The sequence below is a fragment of the Psychrobacter sp. T6-4 genome (genome assembly GCF_052258425.1).
Taxonomy (GTDB): Bacteria; Pseudomonadota; Gammaproteobacteria; order Pseudomonadales; family Moraxellaceae; genus Psychrobacter.
Genome location: NZ_JBQQEZ010000012.1, coordinates 108,847 through 127,178 on the forward strand (window position 1 = coordinate 108,847; position 18,332 = coordinate 127,178).

15 protein-coding genes are annotated in these 18,332 nt (G+C 45.0%); 5 read left to right on the forward strand and 10 right to left on the reverse strand.

Annotation, left to right across the window (positions count from 1 at the left end):
* The first annotated feature begins 24 nt into the window (after positions 1–24).
* Positions 25–948 carry a phosphatidate cytidylyltransferase gene (locus tag ACTXGE_RS09810; RefSeq protein WP_443541347.1) on the forward strand — a complete coding sequence of 308 codons (924 nt, stop codon included), beginning with the start codon at positions 25–27 and terminating at the stop codon, positions 946–948.
* Between the two features lie 33 nt (positions 949–981).
* Here ACTXGE_RS09810 and ACTXGE_RS09815 read toward each other — a convergent pair whose 3' ends face one another.
* Genes ACTXGE_RS09815 through ACTXGE_RS09825 form a run of 3 tightly spaced genes read right to left on the reverse strand, consistent with a single transcriptional unit; the run spans position 982 to position 5,576 of the window.
* Positions 982–1,788: an SDR family NAD(P)-dependent oxidoreductase gene (locus ACTXGE_RS09815; RefSeq protein ID WP_443541346.1), complete on the reverse strand. Its 807-nt coding sequence runs from the start codon at positions 1,786–1,788 to the stop codon at positions 982–984.
* Positions 1,769–3,010, reverse strand: coding sequence for a patatin-like phospholipase family protein (locus ACTXGE_RS09820; RefSeq protein WP_443541345.1), 1,242 nt, complete (start codon positions 3,008–3,010; stop codon positions 1,769–1,771). Before ACTXGE_RS09820 ends, ACTXGE_RS09815 begins: the two co-directional genes overlap by 20 nt.
* Positions 3,003–5,576 (reverse strand): alpha/beta fold hydrolase, encoded by a 2,574-nt coding sequence (locus ACTXGE_RS09825; RefSeq protein ID WP_443541344.1) that lies wholly within the window; start codon positions 5,574–5,576, stop codon positions 3,003–3,005. The genes ACTXGE_RS09820 and ACTXGE_RS09825 overlap by 8 nt, the downstream gene beginning before the upstream one ends.
* A gap of 209 nt (positions 5,577–5,785) precedes the next feature.
* Here ACTXGE_RS09825 and ACTXGE_RS09830 point away from each other — a divergent pair, with 209 nt between their 5' ends.
* Complete coding sequence (locus ACTXGE_RS09830; RefSeq protein ID WP_435950441.1) at positions 5,786–6,697, forward strand: LysO family transporter; 912 nt, start codon at positions 5,786–5,788, stop codon at positions 6,695–6,697.
* A gap of 65 nt (positions 6,698–6,762) precedes the next feature.
* Here ACTXGE_RS09830 and ACTXGE_RS09835 read toward each other — a convergent pair whose 3' ends face one another.
* The 4 genes from ACTXGE_RS09835 to ACTXGE_RS09850 form a co-directional block, all read right to left on the reverse strand.
* Entirely contained in the window at positions 6,763–7,950 is a 1,188-nt protein-coding gene (locus tag ACTXGE_RS09835; protein ID WP_443541343.1) for a hypothetical protein, read from the reverse strand.
* Positions 7,951–7,982: 32 nt separating this feature from the next.
* Positions 7,983–9,206, reverse strand: a complete 1,224-nt coding sequence (locus ACTXGE_RS09840) for a PIN domain-containing protein (RefSeq protein WP_443541342.1) — start codon at positions 9,204–9,206, stop codon at positions 7,983–7,985.
* Between the two features lie 31 nt (positions 9,207–9,237).
* Positions 9,238–10,497, reverse strand: a complete 1,260-nt coding sequence (locus ACTXGE_RS09845; RefSeq protein ID WP_443541341.1) for an FAD-dependent monooxygenase — start codon at positions 10,495–10,497, stop codon at positions 9,238–9,240.
* A gap of 66 nt (positions 10,498–10,563) precedes the next feature.
* A complete protein-coding gene (locus ACTXGE_RS09850) occupies positions 10,564–11,874 on the reverse strand; it encodes an FAD-dependent monooxygenase (RefSeq protein ID WP_443541340.1) in 1,311 nt (436 codons plus the stop codon).
* A 438-nt stretch (positions 11,875–12,312) separates the two neighbouring features.
* Here ACTXGE_RS09850 and ACTXGE_RS09855 point away from each other — a divergent pair, with 438 nt between their 5' ends.
* Positions 12,313–13,407 (forward strand): PhoH family protein, encoded by a 1,095-nt coding sequence (locus tag ACTXGE_RS09855; protein ID WP_317200316.1) that lies wholly within the window; start codon positions 12,313–12,315, stop codon positions 13,405–13,407.
* A 113-nt stretch (positions 13,408–13,520) separates the two neighbouring features.
* The gene (ybeY, locus tag ACTXGE_RS09860; RefSeq protein WP_443541339.1) at positions 13,521–14,129 is read left to right on the forward strand and encodes an rRNA maturation RNase YbeY; all 609 of its coding nucleotides are present in this window, start codon (positions 13,521–13,523) and stop codon (positions 14,127–14,129) included.
* Positions 14,130–14,138: 9 nt separating this feature from the next.
* Here the strand turns inward: ybeY and ACTXGE_RS09865 are convergent, their stop codons facing one another.
* Both ACTXGE_RS09865 and ACTXGE_RS09870 read right to left on the reverse strand, forming a co-directional pair.
* Positions 14,139–15,014, reverse strand: a complete 876-nt coding sequence (locus ACTXGE_RS09865; protein WP_317200273.1) for a mechanosensitive ion channel family protein — start codon at positions 15,012–15,014, stop codon at positions 14,139–14,141.
* 165 nt (positions 15,015–15,179) lie between these two features.
* On the reverse strand, positions 15,180–16,067 hold the full coding sequence (locus ACTXGE_RS09870; RefSeq protein ID WP_443541338.1) for an energy transducer TonB: 888 nt from the start codon (positions 16,065–16,067) through the stop codon (positions 15,180–15,182).
* Between the two features lie 272 nt (positions 16,068–16,339).
* On the opposite strand from ACTXGE_RS09870, the gene ACTXGE_RS09875 reads away from it, so the two are divergent.
* Positions 16,340–17,152, forward strand: a complete 813-nt coding sequence (locus ACTXGE_RS09875) for a hypothetical protein (protein ID WP_443541337.1) — start codon at positions 16,340–16,342, stop codon at positions 17,150–17,152.
* Positions 17,153–17,248: 96 nt separating this feature from the next.
* Here ACTXGE_RS09875 and ACTXGE_RS09880 read toward each other — a convergent pair whose 3' ends face one another.
* A complete protein-coding gene (locus ACTXGE_RS09880) occupies positions 17,249–18,070 on the reverse strand; it encodes a ferredoxin--NADP reductase (RefSeq protein ID WP_443541336.1) in 822 nt (273 codons plus the stop codon).
* Between the last annotated feature and the right edge of the window lie 262 nt (positions 18,071–18,332).

Sequence of the window (18,332 nt, forward strand, 5' to 3'; positions counted from 1 at the left end):
ACCTACCTTTGAGATATATAGCATATGGCAACGGATACTTGGTTCGTCATCGGACTTATGACAATCGTCAGTTTGGCTTGGGGGTCGCTTGCTGTGCCCAAGCTGCGTAATCGCTTGCCGACTATTTACCTGATTGCACGCTCTTGGTGGTGGATGCTAGCCGCTCTATGCTTATGTTATGTGGTCGCCAAAATCAACACAAACGGTCAAGCCCTCAACGCCGAACACCCTTATCAATGGCTGTTGGTCGCCTTTTTTATCGCCATTGGTTTACGTGGTAGTTATGAGATTAACAGGTTGTGGCGCTCTGAGAGTAAAGCGCGGCTTATCACCAAATTGCAAGCGCGCGGATTGCAACCCAATACTTTAGCACTGCCCTTTGCGCAAAAGCATATGCTAACGCCAAATAACGCTAGTACAGCAAGCCCCGTTAAGCCTTATCTGTATCTTAATGTACTAGATAGCTTTTTTAGTTTTGCCTTTATTACCTTAATTATTTGTCTCATATTTTTACAACAGCTGACTTGGCACCGCGAGCAGTACGGCGTCTTATTATTTGTTTTATTTGCCAGTCAATTCAACGATATTGCTCAGTTTCTATGTAGTAAGCTATTTAAAGGCAGGTTCTTTAAACGTGGTCTTGCACCTAGAATTAGCCCAAATAAAAGTATCGAAGGCGCGTTTTTTGGTAGTCTGCTAGCAGCGCTTTTGGCATCACTATTGGGCGTTTGGCTAACGCCTTTTAGCTGGTGGCTGTGTTTGCTAGCCGCTTACGGACTGGCGGTGAGCGGTATCGCAGGGGATCTGCTAGAATCGGCGTTTAAGCGTCAGCATGGGGTCAAGGATACAGGTACTATGCTGGCAGGCCACGGCGGCGTGCTCGATAGGATAGATAGTTTGCTCATTGGCGTGCCGATATTTACGCTGTTTTATTGGTGGTTTGGCTAACGCGAATGATCAATAGACAACTTCAATGTAAAATCAAGCGGGTTTATCCAGCTGACTTCGTAATAGCCTATTTAACACAGGTTCAGGCAGCTTATTTAACAGCTTGACAATATAACGCATAGACCACGGAAATGTCGCGAGCGCTATATCATTGTCGATTGCCTGCACGATATGACTCACCGCGTGATCTAGGCTTATAATAAAAGGCTTATGACTGGCATCACCTCCGTTTAGATCGCGCAAAGTTTGGGTGTCGATATACCCTGATGCGATACAATTGACTTGAATATTAAAAGGCGTAAGCGCAATTCGATAAGCGCTCGCCGTCGCTATCATCGCCCGCTTGCTTTTGGCATAGAGACTGGCATAGGGATAATCGAGCGTCCCTGCGATAGAAGCGATACAAATTAGACTTGGCTTGACGCCTTTAGCACTGTCCAACTGCTGTAGGTTTTGGCGTTTGAGTACCTCACTTGCCCTCATAAAAACATGCTCGAACGCTTGCAAATTAATCGCGAGCATTTGCGTGCTCTCTGTTTGGTTTAGAGTATGGACGCGCTCATTGGTATAACTGCCCGCGCTATAAATCAGCCGATCAAAACGATTTTTTAGTAGCTTATCGAGCAGGTGTTGGCGCTCATCAAAATCTGTCAAATCACAAAGATAAGTAGTGATCTGAGGATAGACGCTGTTGATATGAGCAATTTTAGCAAGACTATGCCCAACGACGCTGATCTGCCAGCCAAGCTGTAGATGATACAAGGCTAGTGCTAAGCCTAGACCGCTGGTGCCGCCTATTACAATAAGATGCTTAGGCGTATTAGAAGGTATGTTTTGCATTTATGCGTATATAATCCACGGTGCGCTGATAGCCATACTGCCACTGGGCGTCCATCTGCTGTATAAAGCCATCATAATCGCTATGAATCAGCTCGACGGTCATTTGCCTAAGGCTAAAGCGTTTTTGTACATTTTGCCTTGCCAGTTGCTGATCATTGTCAGCAAAAGGCAGCCAATGTATCTGCGCCTGATCGTGAGGCTTAGGCATAGATGACGTTTTATAATTGTGCACCTGAGCCAGTCGCTGATTGGGATCAAAGCCAAACACGCGCTTAATCGCAGGCGCGGCAAGATAGGGATCATAGCCCGCTTTGGTCTCTGCAAACACCGTACTTCCCAGTTGACAAGCCAGCTCAATAGGCGTCAGATTAATCACCCCGCCCAAACACCAGCCTAGATCGTCTATATGCGTTGGCGGCAAATAGTACATATCTGCCATCGAAGCGCGTACCGCAGAATTCATATCCCACTCAGTCAGTATCTGTACCGACTGTTGTATACGTCCATTGGCAAAAGAATGCGTAGGCGCGTTAAAGTTATGTCTAACGAGATCTTTTTGGTCTAGTAAATGACTGTCAAAGCTGGAGTGGTCTAAACGCTTTGGCGCGAATAACAATTCTTGAAGCTGAAAGTCTGCGGCTAGCATACTATCAGCATTAACACTAAAACCTGCTATCGACGTCTGGCGCAAACGACTGGCGATAATGGCAATCTCTGGTGACTTATTTATGCTACTCGTATTGCACTCGGGATTAGAGCCAAAAGCAGACAACTTATCCAGCCACTGCCCTTCACTATCAATACGAAACATCGCCAGTTGCTGTAGCTCGTCTAACAGACGTTGGTAGTTATCGCGTTGATGCTGCTTTTGTCTTTTGAACGGCTGTTGAGATGTATATCGAGAGCTGTACCAGCGTTTGAGCGCATTGCTGATATAGCGTAGTTTTTGACGTGTGCTTGCCTCATCAGGGGCAACATGTCTGATCGCACGGATGCTCTTGTATAGCTCACGGCTACGCATCAGCTGCTGCAAATCGCTAGGATCAGGAGCAAGCTGCACCAGATAAGCCGACAAGCTGCCGCCGCACGTACCAATGATGAGATCGGGCCGCAAATCGTGTGCAACGAGCGCAGCATAACTCCCCAAATAATAGCCAAACCGCGACCCGCCTCCTGAAAATAGCTGGACGCGCTCGTAAGGCGGGGCGGTTGTATTACTCATCGCTGTTTAGCATAGGCTTAATAGCGAGTGACACGGTAAAGATGCCAAAGCGGTCAATACGCATAGCGACTTTTTCAAAGCCTGCATCAACAACCAATTGATCCATCTCAGCCTGCGAGCGGCAGCGCATGACCCAACTACTCCCTCGGTGATTGTTAAGCGTTTTACTAATGAATTCTTGTTCAGGGTGCCATGGCTGATTGGTATATATCAGGTAGCCGCCAGACTTTAGACTCTCAAAAATACCTGCAAGTGCAGTCGCTGGCAGCGCATTATCAGAGAACAATTCAAACACTCCTGAGGCAATAGCGATATCGAATGTGGCATTATCAGCTTTTAAATGTAAATAACTAGCAGGATCAAAAGCGTCTTTTTGTACCGTGTTGACACGATCAGCCAGCTCTAAGCGCAGCGCTTTGTTTTGTAGCGCTTGAATATTATGCCTCTCATAATCGCGCAGCTCAGCCTGCAAGTCATCAAACTCAGTCAACAAATCAAAAGCATAAAAACCATGACCACTCGCGATATCTAATAGTCTGGGCTGATATTCGCTTTTTTGCTCATTAGCCTTTTTGATATCTGCTAGCGCCTGACGTGCCAGCTCTAAAATATGCATGCGGCGTATACGAATGCCTTGCCAGCCGATGTTATTGAGATAGAACTTATCAACCGCCTGACCGAACTTATTGCGACCACTAGGCTGATTGTAATAGACATGATCGAGCGAATGCCCTGAGTCAAACCCATGCTCAAGCCCTGTGGCGATAGCGTCGCTGACATGACCGAATTTTTGCATCGCAAAACGGGTGATAGCAAAGCTTGGGTTAAACGGCTTAATCGCTAGGCGATCGACTTTATCTTTACTAGCGCTATCTAAGTGCGCCATACGCAAATCAGGTGCTGGCATGGGCGTATCAAAGACGTACCCTGCAAACTCGATACAGTCGGCAAAGACATCGGCTTTATTGGTTTCATGAAAGATCGCGTGATAACTGTCTGGATATAACTGCCAGCGCTTAATAGGCGTGTTGATAGCCTCATAAAATTGGCGTTCTGCTTGCTTATCAACCACATAATCCTTGCCGGCGCAGAGCACAAAGGTCGGAACCGTAATCGCGCCTGCATCATCGAGCAGCCGCTGACCTGTCGCGTGGGTGTCGATCAGTAAGTCAGTTGAGATACTATTTGAGATCAGCGGATCAGCATTATAGGCCTCTTGCGCGTCTTTATCATGAGTGAGTACCTGAGCTTTAACATAACTACTCACGCGTGACATGAGCCCAAGCGTGCGCGCTACCTTGAGCGACGGTATGGCAAAGGGAATATACAAGCGAATCTTTAGCGCAGGCGTGCCTAGTATCATACCGCGAATGTTGGGCGCGTAATCATGTACCCAAGCGGCGGCGAGCACGGCGCCAATACTACTAGCAACGATCAAAGTATCCTCAATGGCGATACCTGTCTGCCGGGTAACGAGTTGCACAAAATCATTTAAGTCGCGCTCAAGCTCTGTGACGCTGTCGGCATGGTCCTTAATACCGCCTGAGCGCCCATTACCGCGCGCATCCCAAGCGAATACCTGATAGCCTGCATCCACAAAGCGCACGCCCAGCTCTTTTAGTCGTCCAGAGTGCTCATGACCTCTATGCAACAAAATCACTTGCCGCTTCGGCTGGTCGCTATCTTTTAACTGCTCGATATCCGTAGTGAGCCAATAGCGATAATAAATCGCCGTACCATCATAAGCGTTGTAGCAGCTCTCACCTTCTATTCTACTTTCGTTTTCTATAGTATTTGGCTGATCTAAATCAGTATTGACTGTGGTCGGTATAGCTGACATATCGCTATGCTCCAAAAAGGGTGAAGAAGATAAATGAGACGGTGATTGACACACCGATCGAAGAACAGGCGGATTATGCATAAGGTATAGATTTGCCATAAACCGCAAACGATTAAGACAAGTCTTGAGAAGCAGTGCCTCTATAATTAAGGACACTTGTCCTATCCTTGCTTGTGATAACGACAGCGGCATCATCGGAATGGCACTACTCATAACCGCGCCAAGCGTGCCCAATACAAAGGCGCGATCGCTCTTACCCAAAGGCCCTTGATTGGCTCGGACAGCAAATACAGTATGACTTATTATTGCCAGTAGCTCTGTGCTGATACTCAAGGCGATAAAACGGCTGATATGATGCTGATTAGAGTAAGCGCTGTCTGCGTATTTTTTATCGATATAAGGCGCAAGGCTTGCCAGCAGTGCGGTGTCGGCAACGATATCACCTACTTCATTGAGCACGGAGCCAAGCTGCGTGGCCTGCCCATGCTCGCGCGCCATCATCCCATCAATGGCATTGAGCGCCATACGCACAAACAGCGATGACGGCAATAACAGCCATAGTTTAGGATAATTTTGCGCAGGTTTTGCCACTATGACAGCGGTGCCCACACTCATAACAGCAGCGGATACAGTCACTTGATTGGCAGTGTATTGATGTGCAACGAGCGCATCGCTTAGCGGACGCAACTGATCTTGAAAGCGAGTTTTGAGCTGGTAAAGAGACATGAAAAGGCGCGCTAAATACAGTAAGTGCTTTAATGTAACAACAAAAGTGCATCAGGTAAACGATTAAAACAAGCGGTCAAAAATTTTATCAGGTCAGTTGCACTTCATCATTTGTTACTTTAAACAGCCAAATAAGCGCATTTATAGCGGACTATGATACAATCGCCGGTTTCCCAAAAACGCCTTGTAAAATATTGCGAGCCTATTCTATGCAAAGCCTTATTACTCTCGTTCTTGTTCTTATGCCGATGTTCATTGGCTTTGCAATTCCATCAAATCCCAAGATGACTATACTTGCGGACAAAGGCTTATCATACTTAGTGTTTATTATTTTGACTTTGATTGGGATTGAGCTGTCGCAAGTTGAGGGGCTCGGCAGTCAAGTGGGTGAGATTGCGCTCTATGTTACCGTATTATCGATATTGACTATTGGTACGGGACTCATCGGACTGATGGTTTTTGATCGTCTCAAACCTTGGCAGGCCAAACAACCTGTCGCCAAATCCAAAGAGCATCGCGTCAGTATTCGTGGCAGCTTGGCGCAGGTTATCTGTGTGGTCATCGGTATGGTGATTGGCTATTTTTTGCCTGAGAATTATATGCCGCCTGAAAATACTATGACCGTTCTGCTGATGATACTCATCTTGCTCGTTGGCATTGGTCTTAAAGGCTCAGGCATTACTTTAAAAGAAGTGCTGCTCAATAAGCGCGGCGTTGAGATGAGTGTCATCTTTACGCTCGCAGTATTGGTAGGCGGGGTGATGTTTGCCATGATGTTTAGTGAGGTATCGTGGACCAAAGGCTTAGCACTGGCCTCAGGCTTTGGTTGGTATTCACTATCGGCTATCGTCATGACCGATGCTTATGGCGCGATTTGGGGCAGCGTGGCGCTATTTAACGATCTCATCCGCGAGTTCTTTGCGCTGATATTTATCCCCGTCTTTATGCGCAAGTATCCATCCGCGGCGGTAGGTCTTGGCGGCGCAACCAGTCTTGATTTCACCTTGCCGATTATTCAGCAATCGGGCGGCCTCAAAGTCGTGCCACTAGCGATTAGTTTTGGCTTTATTATTAATATTGTCTCACCAGTATTGATGGTGCTATTTTCATCTTTAGGGTAGGTATAATGGTGGCAATTAACTACAGTTAGCTTCGTAATGAGTCCTTTTTTATACGTAAAGACAAATCAAGCCAACGGCAGCTCTTTATCCACCTGACAAATTTTATCATGCCATCTAATAAATGCCTGAATCGTCTCATGCTTTCGCTGAGTATTGGCGTCTCGTCCCGAAAAACTCTCGACATAACGACACGCCCTATAGCCTTTAGCAAAGGTATCATAGTCCACAATCCATTTATCTCTTGCCTCAAGCTCTATATAGCGTGACTGGTTTTCATCGCTATCGACATCCTCAGCAGGCATCGACCAAAAATCTGTGGTCGGAATGTTTTTGTCTAAGACCCGCTTGTCGTTGACCTCACTCATACGCCAAGGCTTGGCGGTGAATCGCGCGCGAAAGCACTGCTGCGCTTGACACAGGCGTACATAATTAGCGTCAGCATGGAAAAACTCAAACCATTCGGCAACCACGTCCTCCTTTGGCAAAACTGTATCGTGAGTGGCAATAATGCGAAAGCCTGCGGGCGTCTTATACAAACGAAAACTTTCGTTGGGATGACTGACGATACGCTGTTGGATTAAGCCAGCTATAAAAGGCTGTAGAGAGGCTTTGTCATCCGTATATTTTTGCGTTCGTGCTTTGTCTTTTTGACTGGCTTGTTGCCATAGATAAGCCGTGACGCCTATCATAAATGCTAATAGCCATAACCACGATAGCCCCAAATAAGCGATGACGCTGGCGATCAAAATAAACACAAACACAAAAAACCAAACCTTTATTTTATTCGAAGATGCGCTTTGAGTAGTGACTGAAGCGGGCATAAAGCCATGACTGTCATAATTATCAGGATAGAGATGATGTAATAAATCGTCGTTATCGACATCAATAATAACGATATTGTCGACGTTAGCGACTTGCGCGCCGTAACTGTTACGGGTGACGATGAGCTGCGTTGGCGCCTCTTTTGTGGATACCGATGAAGGGAAAACTTGCTTAGAGACGATCTGCTCACGAATGGGAATGCCATTGTATTGGTTGTATTCTTCCTTGCGCTCACGGCGTAGGATATCCTCGCCTGCTAGCCAGCGCTTATGCGCCTCTGCCACCCGCGCTTTAGCATGCTCCAAAGCATCGCTTTGACTGATATCCGACCAGCCATAGCGTTTAATAGTGGCTTGCTTAGACAATTGGCTAGCTGTCACTTTCGACTCAAAGCGCTGTTTATGTTGCGCCCAGTATTTTGGAATGAGCATGAGGTTTGCCTTTGGATAGTTGTTTTTAGCTTTTAAATGTTGTAACTAAGCTTATTTGTATTCGATATTAAGATAATCTTATTACTAATCATCTGTTTAATGAGATTATCAACTACTCTAGGGTCTTCATTGCGCAAATGGCTTTTAAGGTAGTTGATTAGACTTGATTTTTTTGACGGTCGAGATTTCAAAGGTCTACTTTTTATTGCCGTTATTGCACGTTGATATACTGTAGCGGAGGGCTTACTGATGTCACTATCATCGTTTGACACTTTGTTTGAAGGTGTTTTTTTATCCTCTAAAGTTGGATAGCAGATAGTCTCATTATTTTGCTTTATAAATTCCTGATTTTTTAGCCATGTTATGACTAAGTTTACTTGCTGTTCATCATTTTCTTGGCGATAGCTGGTAAGTTTTTGCTTGACTACATTTTTTAATCCAGCGATTGTCTTAGCTCTGCTAAGTAGAACCTGTTCAGTCACCAAGTCTAATATTCCTTGGCTATCTACTTTATAACTTAGTTTTTCACTTTTCCCATCGAGCTTTATAAGTCCTGATTTAATAAATTTATCAAAAACTTTTTCAACGATATAATCTTGTTCAGCATCATCAAATTTAACTAATGCTTTCGCTAAAGCATATTTTTTTATCGCAGATAATAGGTTTGACTTATAGCTTGGTAAAAACACCTCGCGATTTAACATCGAATCAAACACTAGAACATAACAATCATGGATAACTACTTTAGGTATTCTTTCTTCGAGAGATTGAACTAAAGCATTTTCATTTTCCACCACTACGTTACTGCCGCTATCGCACAAAATATTTTGACTAACAATCTGGATCTCCTCTATATCCGACTCTATATTTTCATCGAAATCATAAGTGAGACTTAGCTGATTAGCGTTTGTTGATCGCATAATGTTCATACCATCATAGACACTATTAAGATGATCAACCAAAACATCATAACCGCTATCTCTTGCTAAGATACAAACATCCGCTTGAGAATCAATTTCCGATATTTTGCCAAGATAAAAAGATAAGTAAAAATCCAGCGCATTTTTACCTGCATGTTGCATCCTAATAATATGCACATTTCTATTGTCAAATCTAAGCAGGGTTTCAACTAAATCAAGTGGTAGACTTTTTTGCTGATTTACACCTAAAAATAACCACACGTGACACTCATTTGTCTCTATATCATTAAAGCTTTTTGGCTGTATATTTTCGTAATCGATTAAAATATGTTTCATCAAAATGTTCTTATTATTTAATATTAGTTACCTAAACCCCACTCGCCTGCTTCGCAAACAGACGCATCAATGGCTTAATTTTACCAACGCGGTACATGCCTTCATTGCGGATTTGTTGGATGGGGCGCAGCTGCGCGACTGATCCTGCGAACAGCCAGTTTAGCGCCGAAAAGCTATGCATCATCAGGCTATTGTGCGGACGACGTAGGCGCTCATAACGGCGTAGGGTTTGAATGCTACCCCAAAGCGTGCCACCACTACGGGCAAAGTCATGAATGAGCTGATCATACAGCGCTTGCACGTCTAACATACCTAGGTTTAGCCCTTGTCCAGCGAGTGGATGTACACCGTGCGCAGCGTCCCCTATCAAGACCAGATTGTCTGAGGCATAGCTTTTAGCTTGCTGAGCCCCTAACGGCCAACTGGCAATGGATTCTATTTTTTCTATTGCCCCAAGCTCGTAGTTACTGGCAGAGGCTAGCTTATCAGCGATAGTACGCGCGTCCTCCTCTAGTAGTGCCAGCGCTTGATTGCGTGGCAACGTCCAGACAATTGATTGCCAATGCTGCGGGCGTGCTTTGTCTTCTTCTGTAATATCTGCCAATGGCAATAATGCTAGCGTTCCAGTGGGAAGCATGGCTTGACGGGCGGTGGCATTATGCGGTTTGGCCGTTTGAATGGCGCAGCAAATCGCGGTTTGATGATAGTCGAGGGTATCGAGTCCAATAGCAGCCTGCTTGCGCACGAACGAGCTGCGACCATCAGCACCGACCACCAGTTGAGCGTCGATAACGGTATCGTCATCTAGAGTGACGCGGTAGCCCAATTCTGCACCCAGCCAATCCATTTGCGTCACCTTTTGTCCTTTGATGACCGTTAGATAATCGCTTATATCCTCCTCCAACAGACGCTGCCATAGCGCGTGTTCAATGACTAAGGGCTCCACCATACTACCGAGCATTCCCTTTTCATTCTCTGTATCACTATCATCACCGAATAATAGCTCACCGCGACCGTTTAATTGCCACACCTGCATTTGTGAGTAGTCGGCTTTGCGCGCAGACTTGGCTATCTTTTGCCAAACTCCAACCTCCTCTAGCAGCTTGATACTTGCTAGACTTAGGGCATAGACGCGGGCATCACGGCGCTCGAGCACCGTTTGCCATTCAGCCTCGCTACGGATAGGGCTGGCGTCAACCAAAGTAACTGGCAACTTAGCTTGCGCAAGCTTTAGCGCTAGCGTCACTCCAACAACGCCGCCGCCAATGATAAGCGTATGATTGTGTTTCATAATTATTATCCAGAATATAAGCTGTAAGATATGTGATAGACGGTTATCGAGCTTTAAAAGTAGTGATTAAGACTTTAGCCCCATCGCATAAGTGGCTACTAAAGGCTTGATGTTTGGTAGCTTATCAAAGGCCAGTAAAGCGACATTACGCGCAAGCTTAATCGCTGGATTAGGATGGGTAAAGCCGTGCACAACGGCATCACAAAAACGAATCACCCGCTTTTGATCCGTTTGACGTGCTTTTTCATAGCGCTTTAATAATTGCGCGTCGCCAATATCAGCACCCTTTAATACTTGCGCGCTCATCATTTGCGCCAGCACATGCGCGTCTCGCATACAAAGGTTAAAGCCCTGTCCTGCGACAGGATGCAAAGTATGAGCGGCATTACCCATGACAACGCAGCGACCCGCAACTTGTTTGTCAGCGAGTACGCGCGTTAGCGGATACGCGCCGCGGCGACCGGCTTTGATAAAGGTGCCTGCGCGCGTACCAAAGGCCTGTTGCATCGTCGCCAAGAAGTGCGCGTCGTCGTCCAGATATTGCGTCTCCTCCCCATTCGGACAGACCCAGACCACCGAACGTCTATAACCTGCTTGGTATTCCTCATTGCCATCGCCCTCTGGATCAGTCAGTGGCAATACGGCAAGCGGTCCTGCTGGACTAAAGCGCTCAATGGCGATATGTTCGTGAGGCTTATCAGTTTCGACGACACCAACGATAGCCGTTTGGCCATAATCATAAGTCTTAGTGCCGATATCTAACAGCTGACGTACTGTCGAATCGCGTCCATCACAAGCCACCAGTACGCTACCTTGCAACTGCTGCGCGTCCTCATCGCCGTCATAATAGTTAAAGGTGACGCTGACGCTATTAGAGAATTGCTCGACGTTTGTGACATCAGCGTTATCGATAAGCGTAATCAGCGGCGACGCTTTGGCTGCTAGCAAAAGCTTACGCCCAAGCCAAGCGTTTTCCATCACTTGTCCAAAGGATTCAACACGCTCTTCTTCTTTATTAAGCTGCGCGCGCCCAAAGCTGCCCTGCTCGCTAATCTGTACTGCATCGATACGGCAAGCATGGCTTTGCAGCTCGTCCCACAGACCGATCTCTTGATAAATCTGTACGCTGCGCCGCGAAAGAGCGGTGTTGCGACTGTCTAAGTAGTGACTGCGCAGCTCGTCATCATCAGGGCTAATATCAGGATAGCTGTTTTTTTCAAGTAACGTGCTGGTGATACCATGATGCGCAAGCAATAGAGCAAAAGATAAACCCACATGTCCGCCGCCTGCTATCAGCACTTGCTGAGAGGTTAAGCTGTCTTTACTTTTAGAATGATCACTGGAACTTTGCTCTGTTATCTCTTCTATATCGTGCATAGTTGGCTATCCTATTTTGACTGGGTAAGTCTGTTTTTGGTATGAATTTCATTTAAAAATTTATTTTAGTAATAAAAGACACGTTTTATAAGTGTCTATATCGAATCGCTAATATTTAGAGCATAGATTAGTTTAGAGCATAAATTAGTTTAGAGGATAGATTACCACAAGTTGCCCCTTTTACATTCTGCTTGCTTGGCGTCTTTGACGATATCTATACCGTAGATGCATTAGCAAATGCCAGTTGTTGAACCAGAAAGCCATTGCTGACAATAGTAGTTGCAATCGCCATACAAAACAGACGGTTATCGCGTGCGGCGCGGCTTGAAATTTATATTCTATGAACCATAATGAGAGTAGAGATTTTAACTATTTTGTCAGCTATTTAACCCTAAAAATAAGGGTCAACCATACAAGGATAATCATTTGACTGATTCTATGAGCCGCCGTATCAAGTTTGAATCGCTTACCCCAGCTCAGCTCAAAACTGTGCTCGGTGAATATAATAATCACATGAAATATATTCAAGAGCGCCTCGATATCAAGATCAGCCAGCGCCAAGGCGATTTTTGTTTAAGTGGCGATATCACCAATGTTGAGCGCGGCGAACGTATCATCTACAAAATGGTAGACGAAGCACAGAACTCAAAAGACATCACTGCACAAGAGCTGCATCTTATTATTCAAGCCAGCATTTCACGTGATCAAGACATGGAAGACGAGAAGCAAGCCGCCAGAGCCGATGATGATGCTATGGATGAAGACGATAGCGCTGATGAGTTCACGCCAATCAGTCTGCGCACGCGTAAAGGTCGAATCATTCCGCGCGGCGGCAATCAGCAGCGTTATGTCAAAAACATTTTATCCTCTGATGTCTCATTTGGCATTGGGCCTGCGGGTACGGGTAAGACCTACCTTGCAGTCGCCTGTGCGGTCGATATGATTGAGCGTAACGAGATTGAGCGTATCTTGCTTGTGCGTCCTGCGGTAGAGGCGGGCGAAAAGCTTGGATTCTTGCCTGGCGATCTAACGCAAAAGATCGATCCTTATCTGCGTCCGCTTTATGATGCGTTATATGAGATGCTTGGCTTTGAAAAGGTTGGCAAGATGATTGAGCGGCAAGTCATTGAAGTCGCGCCGCTTGCCTATATGCGCGGTCGTACTTTGAATAACTCATTTGTAATCTTAGATGAGGCGCAAAACACCACGCCTGAGCAGATGAAGATGTTCTTGACACGTTTAGGTTTTGGCTCACGTGCGGTCATCACGGGCGATATTACCCAAGTTGATTTGCCTCGTGGTAGCAAATCAGGTCTTGCACAAGCGATGGATATCTTAAGCGGTATCGAAGAGATTCATATCACCAAGTTTGACTCAAAAGACGTAGTACGCCATCAACTCGTGCAAAAGATTGTCGAAGCGTATGACGTATTCGATGATGAACAGTTTGAGCTACAAGAAAAGCGTAAGTTTGAGCGCATCAAAGAGCAAGAGCGCCGTCAGGCTATAACGGATGCAGCAGCTAAGTTATAAGTACTTAGGACATGGTCACTTAAGGCATGGGCACTATAAGTATAATTATCATTTCAAAACCGGACTTAGTGTTCGGTTTTTTTGCATAACTTTTGTATAAGAAGGCTAATGTAATGGACAAAAACGATAGAGATGACATCAGTAGCGCTGATTCACACAGTGTTGATTTAGACAGTACCGATTTAGACATTAGCGCAGCCGAGAGTATAAATAGCGCTACTATAGAGAGCTTTTATAATCACAAAAATTTAATAGCCGTTATGCTAGCAACGCTTGAGTATATAGATGAGCGCATTGCAAATGGACTCGTGCTGCCCTATTTTGCAGCTATTGATAAGACAGTATGGCAAGATAAAATTAAATCAGTAGAGATCTATATCACAGATGAGCTCGAAGGACGCGCGCTAAATCTGGAGGCGCGAGACAAAGATTATGCGACCAATATTTTGTCGTATCCCAGTGACTTGCCTACCAGCATTATCCATCTAATGCCGACGCTACCTTTAGGCGAGCTGATTATTTGTCATGAGGTTATCGTGCGCGAAGCCGCCGAGCAAAATAAAAGCCTAGAGCAGCACATCAGCCACTTGCTAGTACATGGCATCTTGCATTTACTAGGCTTTGATCATGAAATCGGTCAAGCAGAGCAAGACGAGATGGAGCAGTTCGAGATTGAGATATTGGCAGGGTTAGGTATCCCTAACCCGTATTTGAAACAATGATCAAAAGCTTTAATCTTTATTCATCGGAATCTTTTGAGATTGATCCATATTGGTTATCATTTGATCTAGACCTTTAATATGCACGCTACGCTGCGGGAACGGAATGTCGATTTTTTCACTGTCGAACACGGCTTTGAACTGCTCGAGTAGATCGCACTGCATCGACCACCAGTCCGCGTTGGTTGTCCATACATTTAGGGTCAAATCGACTGAGTTGTCACCCAGATTGGTCACTCGTACGATAGGCTCAGGGTCATCAAAAGCGACGGGGTTTTCTTTAGCCAATTTAAGTATCAAATCCTTGGCCCTTTTGATATCCGCATCATAACCTACACCGATAGTGATATCGACGCGGCGATTGGGCAGCGCGGTGTAGTTGACGACTGCAGAGGTAGTGATATCGCCATTAGGGATGATGACGTCGTGGTTATTAATCGTAGTCAGGTGGGTATTGACCAAGGTAATCTCAGCGACTGTACCTGTGTAGCTACTGATCTGTACATAATCACCCTTAACAAAAGGCCGAAAAGTAACAATCATAATCCCCGCAGCGAAGTTTGACAGCTGATCTTTGAGTGATAGACCAATAGCGACTGCCGCACCGCCCAAAATAGCGACTACAGAGGTGGTATGGACGCCCACTTCATTAAGCGCAGCCAAAATAACAATAACCAGTAAAATACCGTAAAGCAAACGACTTAAAAAGTTGGCAGCGGTAGTTTCTAAATGGCTACGCACCATCATACGATTGACAAAAGTAACTAGCTTTTTGGCAATCCAGCGCCCCACTACGAATATGAGAATTGCAAAGGCAATTTTGATAACTACAGTGAGCGCATTATGTGTCAGTGCGGCAATATCGAAGGTAAATCCTAAAAATTCCATAAAAACTCTTTTAATGATTTAATAGCTTAAATGCTGAATAATTTGATAGCCAAGTGTTTTGGTATTTTTTAGCTTAATCACTTAAATGCTGAATGATTTGATAGCTTATTTAATAGCTTAATAGTCTAATGGCTTAGCAGTACAATATCTTGATAGTCGAATACTTTAGTACACAACTTCAACACTGTCACTATAACGATAAGTACGAATCACCCGTAACTCTGGAATATCACGCATGTCCTTGGTAAATTTGCCAAAGGGCGCCGCCTTGCGCACAGACTGCTTTGCGCCTTCATCCAATATCCTCGACCCTGAGCTCTCAAGCAAGCTGATGGCTTTGATTGTGCCATCATTATTGATAATAACCATCAAACGTACGTCACCAGTAATGCTCTGAGCGCGTGCCTGCGCTGGATAATTGAGATTGCCAACACGCTCTACGTACTCGCGAAAGGTATTGATATAATCAGCTGCCGCCCCCTTGGTCGTTGAGTTACTATCAATCGTAAGGGCTTTTGATTGAGTTGCATATATCTGCTGGCGCTGGGACAATTGCGTCTCAAGCGTTGCGATCTGCTTACGTAGTCGCTCCTCTTGCACCAGCATATTATCTTGCGCTTGCTTGCTATCGTTGTCAGACTCAATACTCGCCTGACGCCAGCTGAGCGTTGTGCGCAGGTAGCTCTCTTGATGACGCCGCTCACGGACTTTACGCGGTAAGTTGATTACGTCCTGTGTTTGACTAATCTGTAGCGCAGACATAGAGCTAATATGAGCGCTCTCTTGCCGAACCCTTTCTATGACTGTACCGCCACCCTTTTGGGAGCCATTAGCGATATAATTAGCCTCTTTATTCGGCGTCATATCATCTGTTAACACTTGAGCGACGTCTTGCATGACTGCGGCAGGATCCTGTCCTACCGAAAAACCAATACCGAAGATAATTAGCGCATGAATGCCAATTGCGATGACAATAGCGACAGGTAGGCTGATATTTTTTTTTGGTGCTTTTGCAAAAAAGTGATCGCGATACAAGTCTTTATTACAGGTCACAAGAGATCTCAGCTTAAACGGCGACAACAGTCTGGTCGCTATCATAACATGAGGGCTGATTAAACGGCTACACCCCAAGATGATGATAACTTTGCGCTGTTGTGTTTTTATTACTTTATGAGCTGATTTGCTACAATGTCAGCCTATCGGTTTTGTAGTACCGCTCAATGCTATATACTATTTTTAGCCACCAGCACATGCTATAAAGTATATAGCATCATGACTTTTGGATAAGACATCAGATAATATAATTAAGCACAAGGATAATCCGTTTGAGTAACTTTGATCGTTCAGACAAATTTGATCATTTCTTTGAAAACATGGGTGATCGCTTTAGCGATTCATTCAGTGATGGCTGGAGCAATGTTACTCAAGCTATCAAAAATCTGTATAATAAAACCACTGACAAGATTGAAGATGAATTGTCGATACCAGTGGCGCAGCAGTATGTTAACGATGCGCTGCAAAAGTTTGTCACCGACAATGTGGGCGCGATATTAGAGATCAGAGTCGAGCTGCATGAGGATTGGTTTCGTCTGTTTTGTACGGTCAACGCCGCAGGTATTTATGCTGAGGTCGCAAGTAACTTTAGCTTAGTGCATGTCCAGCTCGATCGTAACGTTCAGCGTTTTGTCTTTGGTCAGCTCACTTATACTGATGTACTCAATTTACGCTGTGAGTCCTTTATGAAACGTCAAGGCGTCAAGCTGGCTATCTGGTTTTATCACAGCGTCCTCAAAAAAGACCCGTTAGGGTTTATCTTGTCTTATATCAATATTGCCCGTGCCAAAGACGAGATTATCTACCTAGATATCAATCGCTGGCTTAAAAAGAACCAAAAAATCATGAGCACCCTACGTAAGGTGCAAGTCAACTATGGCGAGGTCGAAGAAGAACAGCTGGTGCTAAAGACTCAAGTCAACTATCGTGATTTGCTCGGCGGTAGTAGCGGCGAGGATATTATTAACGACGATGATAAAAATAATGATATTGCTGACGACTACTATGGTACAGGCGGTGAACCTGAGCTGATGAAAGGTCCGATTCACCCTGTAGAGGATGCCACTGAACCTAGCAACGTGTAGACAGAGTTATCTCGAAATAAAAAAAAGACGGATTAGCGATTGGCTAGTCCGTCTTTTTTTGACTTGAGGTTTAGAGCATACATTTTAAATCTTAAATTACCAGTAGTTTTCTACCGCGATATTGCCCTCGCCGCGCCGATTCATCACCAGCCCCAAGCTCTTAAGCGTCTCCTTGGTATCCTCAACCATATCAGGATTGCCGCACAGCATAATGTGCGTACTATCGATATCGAGTGCAATGCCTGCCCGCTTCTGCAAAGTGCCATCAGTTAGCAGCTTGGGTAATCGATCACTTAGTGCACTCTCAACTTCTTCGCGAGTCACAATAGGGATAAAGGTAAGGGTTGCAGGATTATCGACGAGCGCCCCAAAGTCCTCTTGCAAGCGCTCAATCTGCTCAACATAAGCGAGCTCATCAAGGCTGCGTGCACTATAGGCCAAGACAATGTGCTCGTATTCCTGCCACGTTTGTAAGTCCTGTAACATCGACAAAAACGGCGCAAGTCCTGTTCCTGTCGCCAGCAACCACAGATCTTTTGGATCAGGCTTTTGGTAGCGAGCTAATGTCAAAAACCCAAACGGCGTGGTGTTCAGTAGTAGCTCGTCGCCCACTTGCAAATACTGAAGCTGGGAGGTAAACGCACCATCAGCGATAACGATAGAGAAAAACTCTAACACCTCATCAAAGGGCGATGACACAATGGAGTAAGCACGAAAGATGTCCTCATCAGGCGCAGTCTCTTTGGTTTGGCTATCTGCGTGCTTGTAGTGCTTTAGCTGGCTAGGATTGACGCCCAAACGTACAAATTGCCCTGCGGTAAATTTAAAGCTATCAGGACGACTAACGGTAAAGCTAAATAGATTAGGTGTCCAAGTGGTCTTACTTAATACTTTAACCGTTTGAATATTATCACTCATAACTTAGGCCTCTTATAGATTTTGTTTTTTAGATGCTAATAGCACTGCTGCACTGCTAACCAACTTAAATAACTTAATTTTAAATAACTAAGTATAGGTATGGCTCTTAATTGTAGATAATCAATAGCAAAAAAGTGCGCCAAGCTTAACATAAACTTAGCGCACCTTATTCTTTCGATATCATTACTTAGGCCTCTTATAGATTTTGTTTTTTAGATGCTAATAGCACTGCTGCACTGCTAACCAACTTAAATAACTTAAT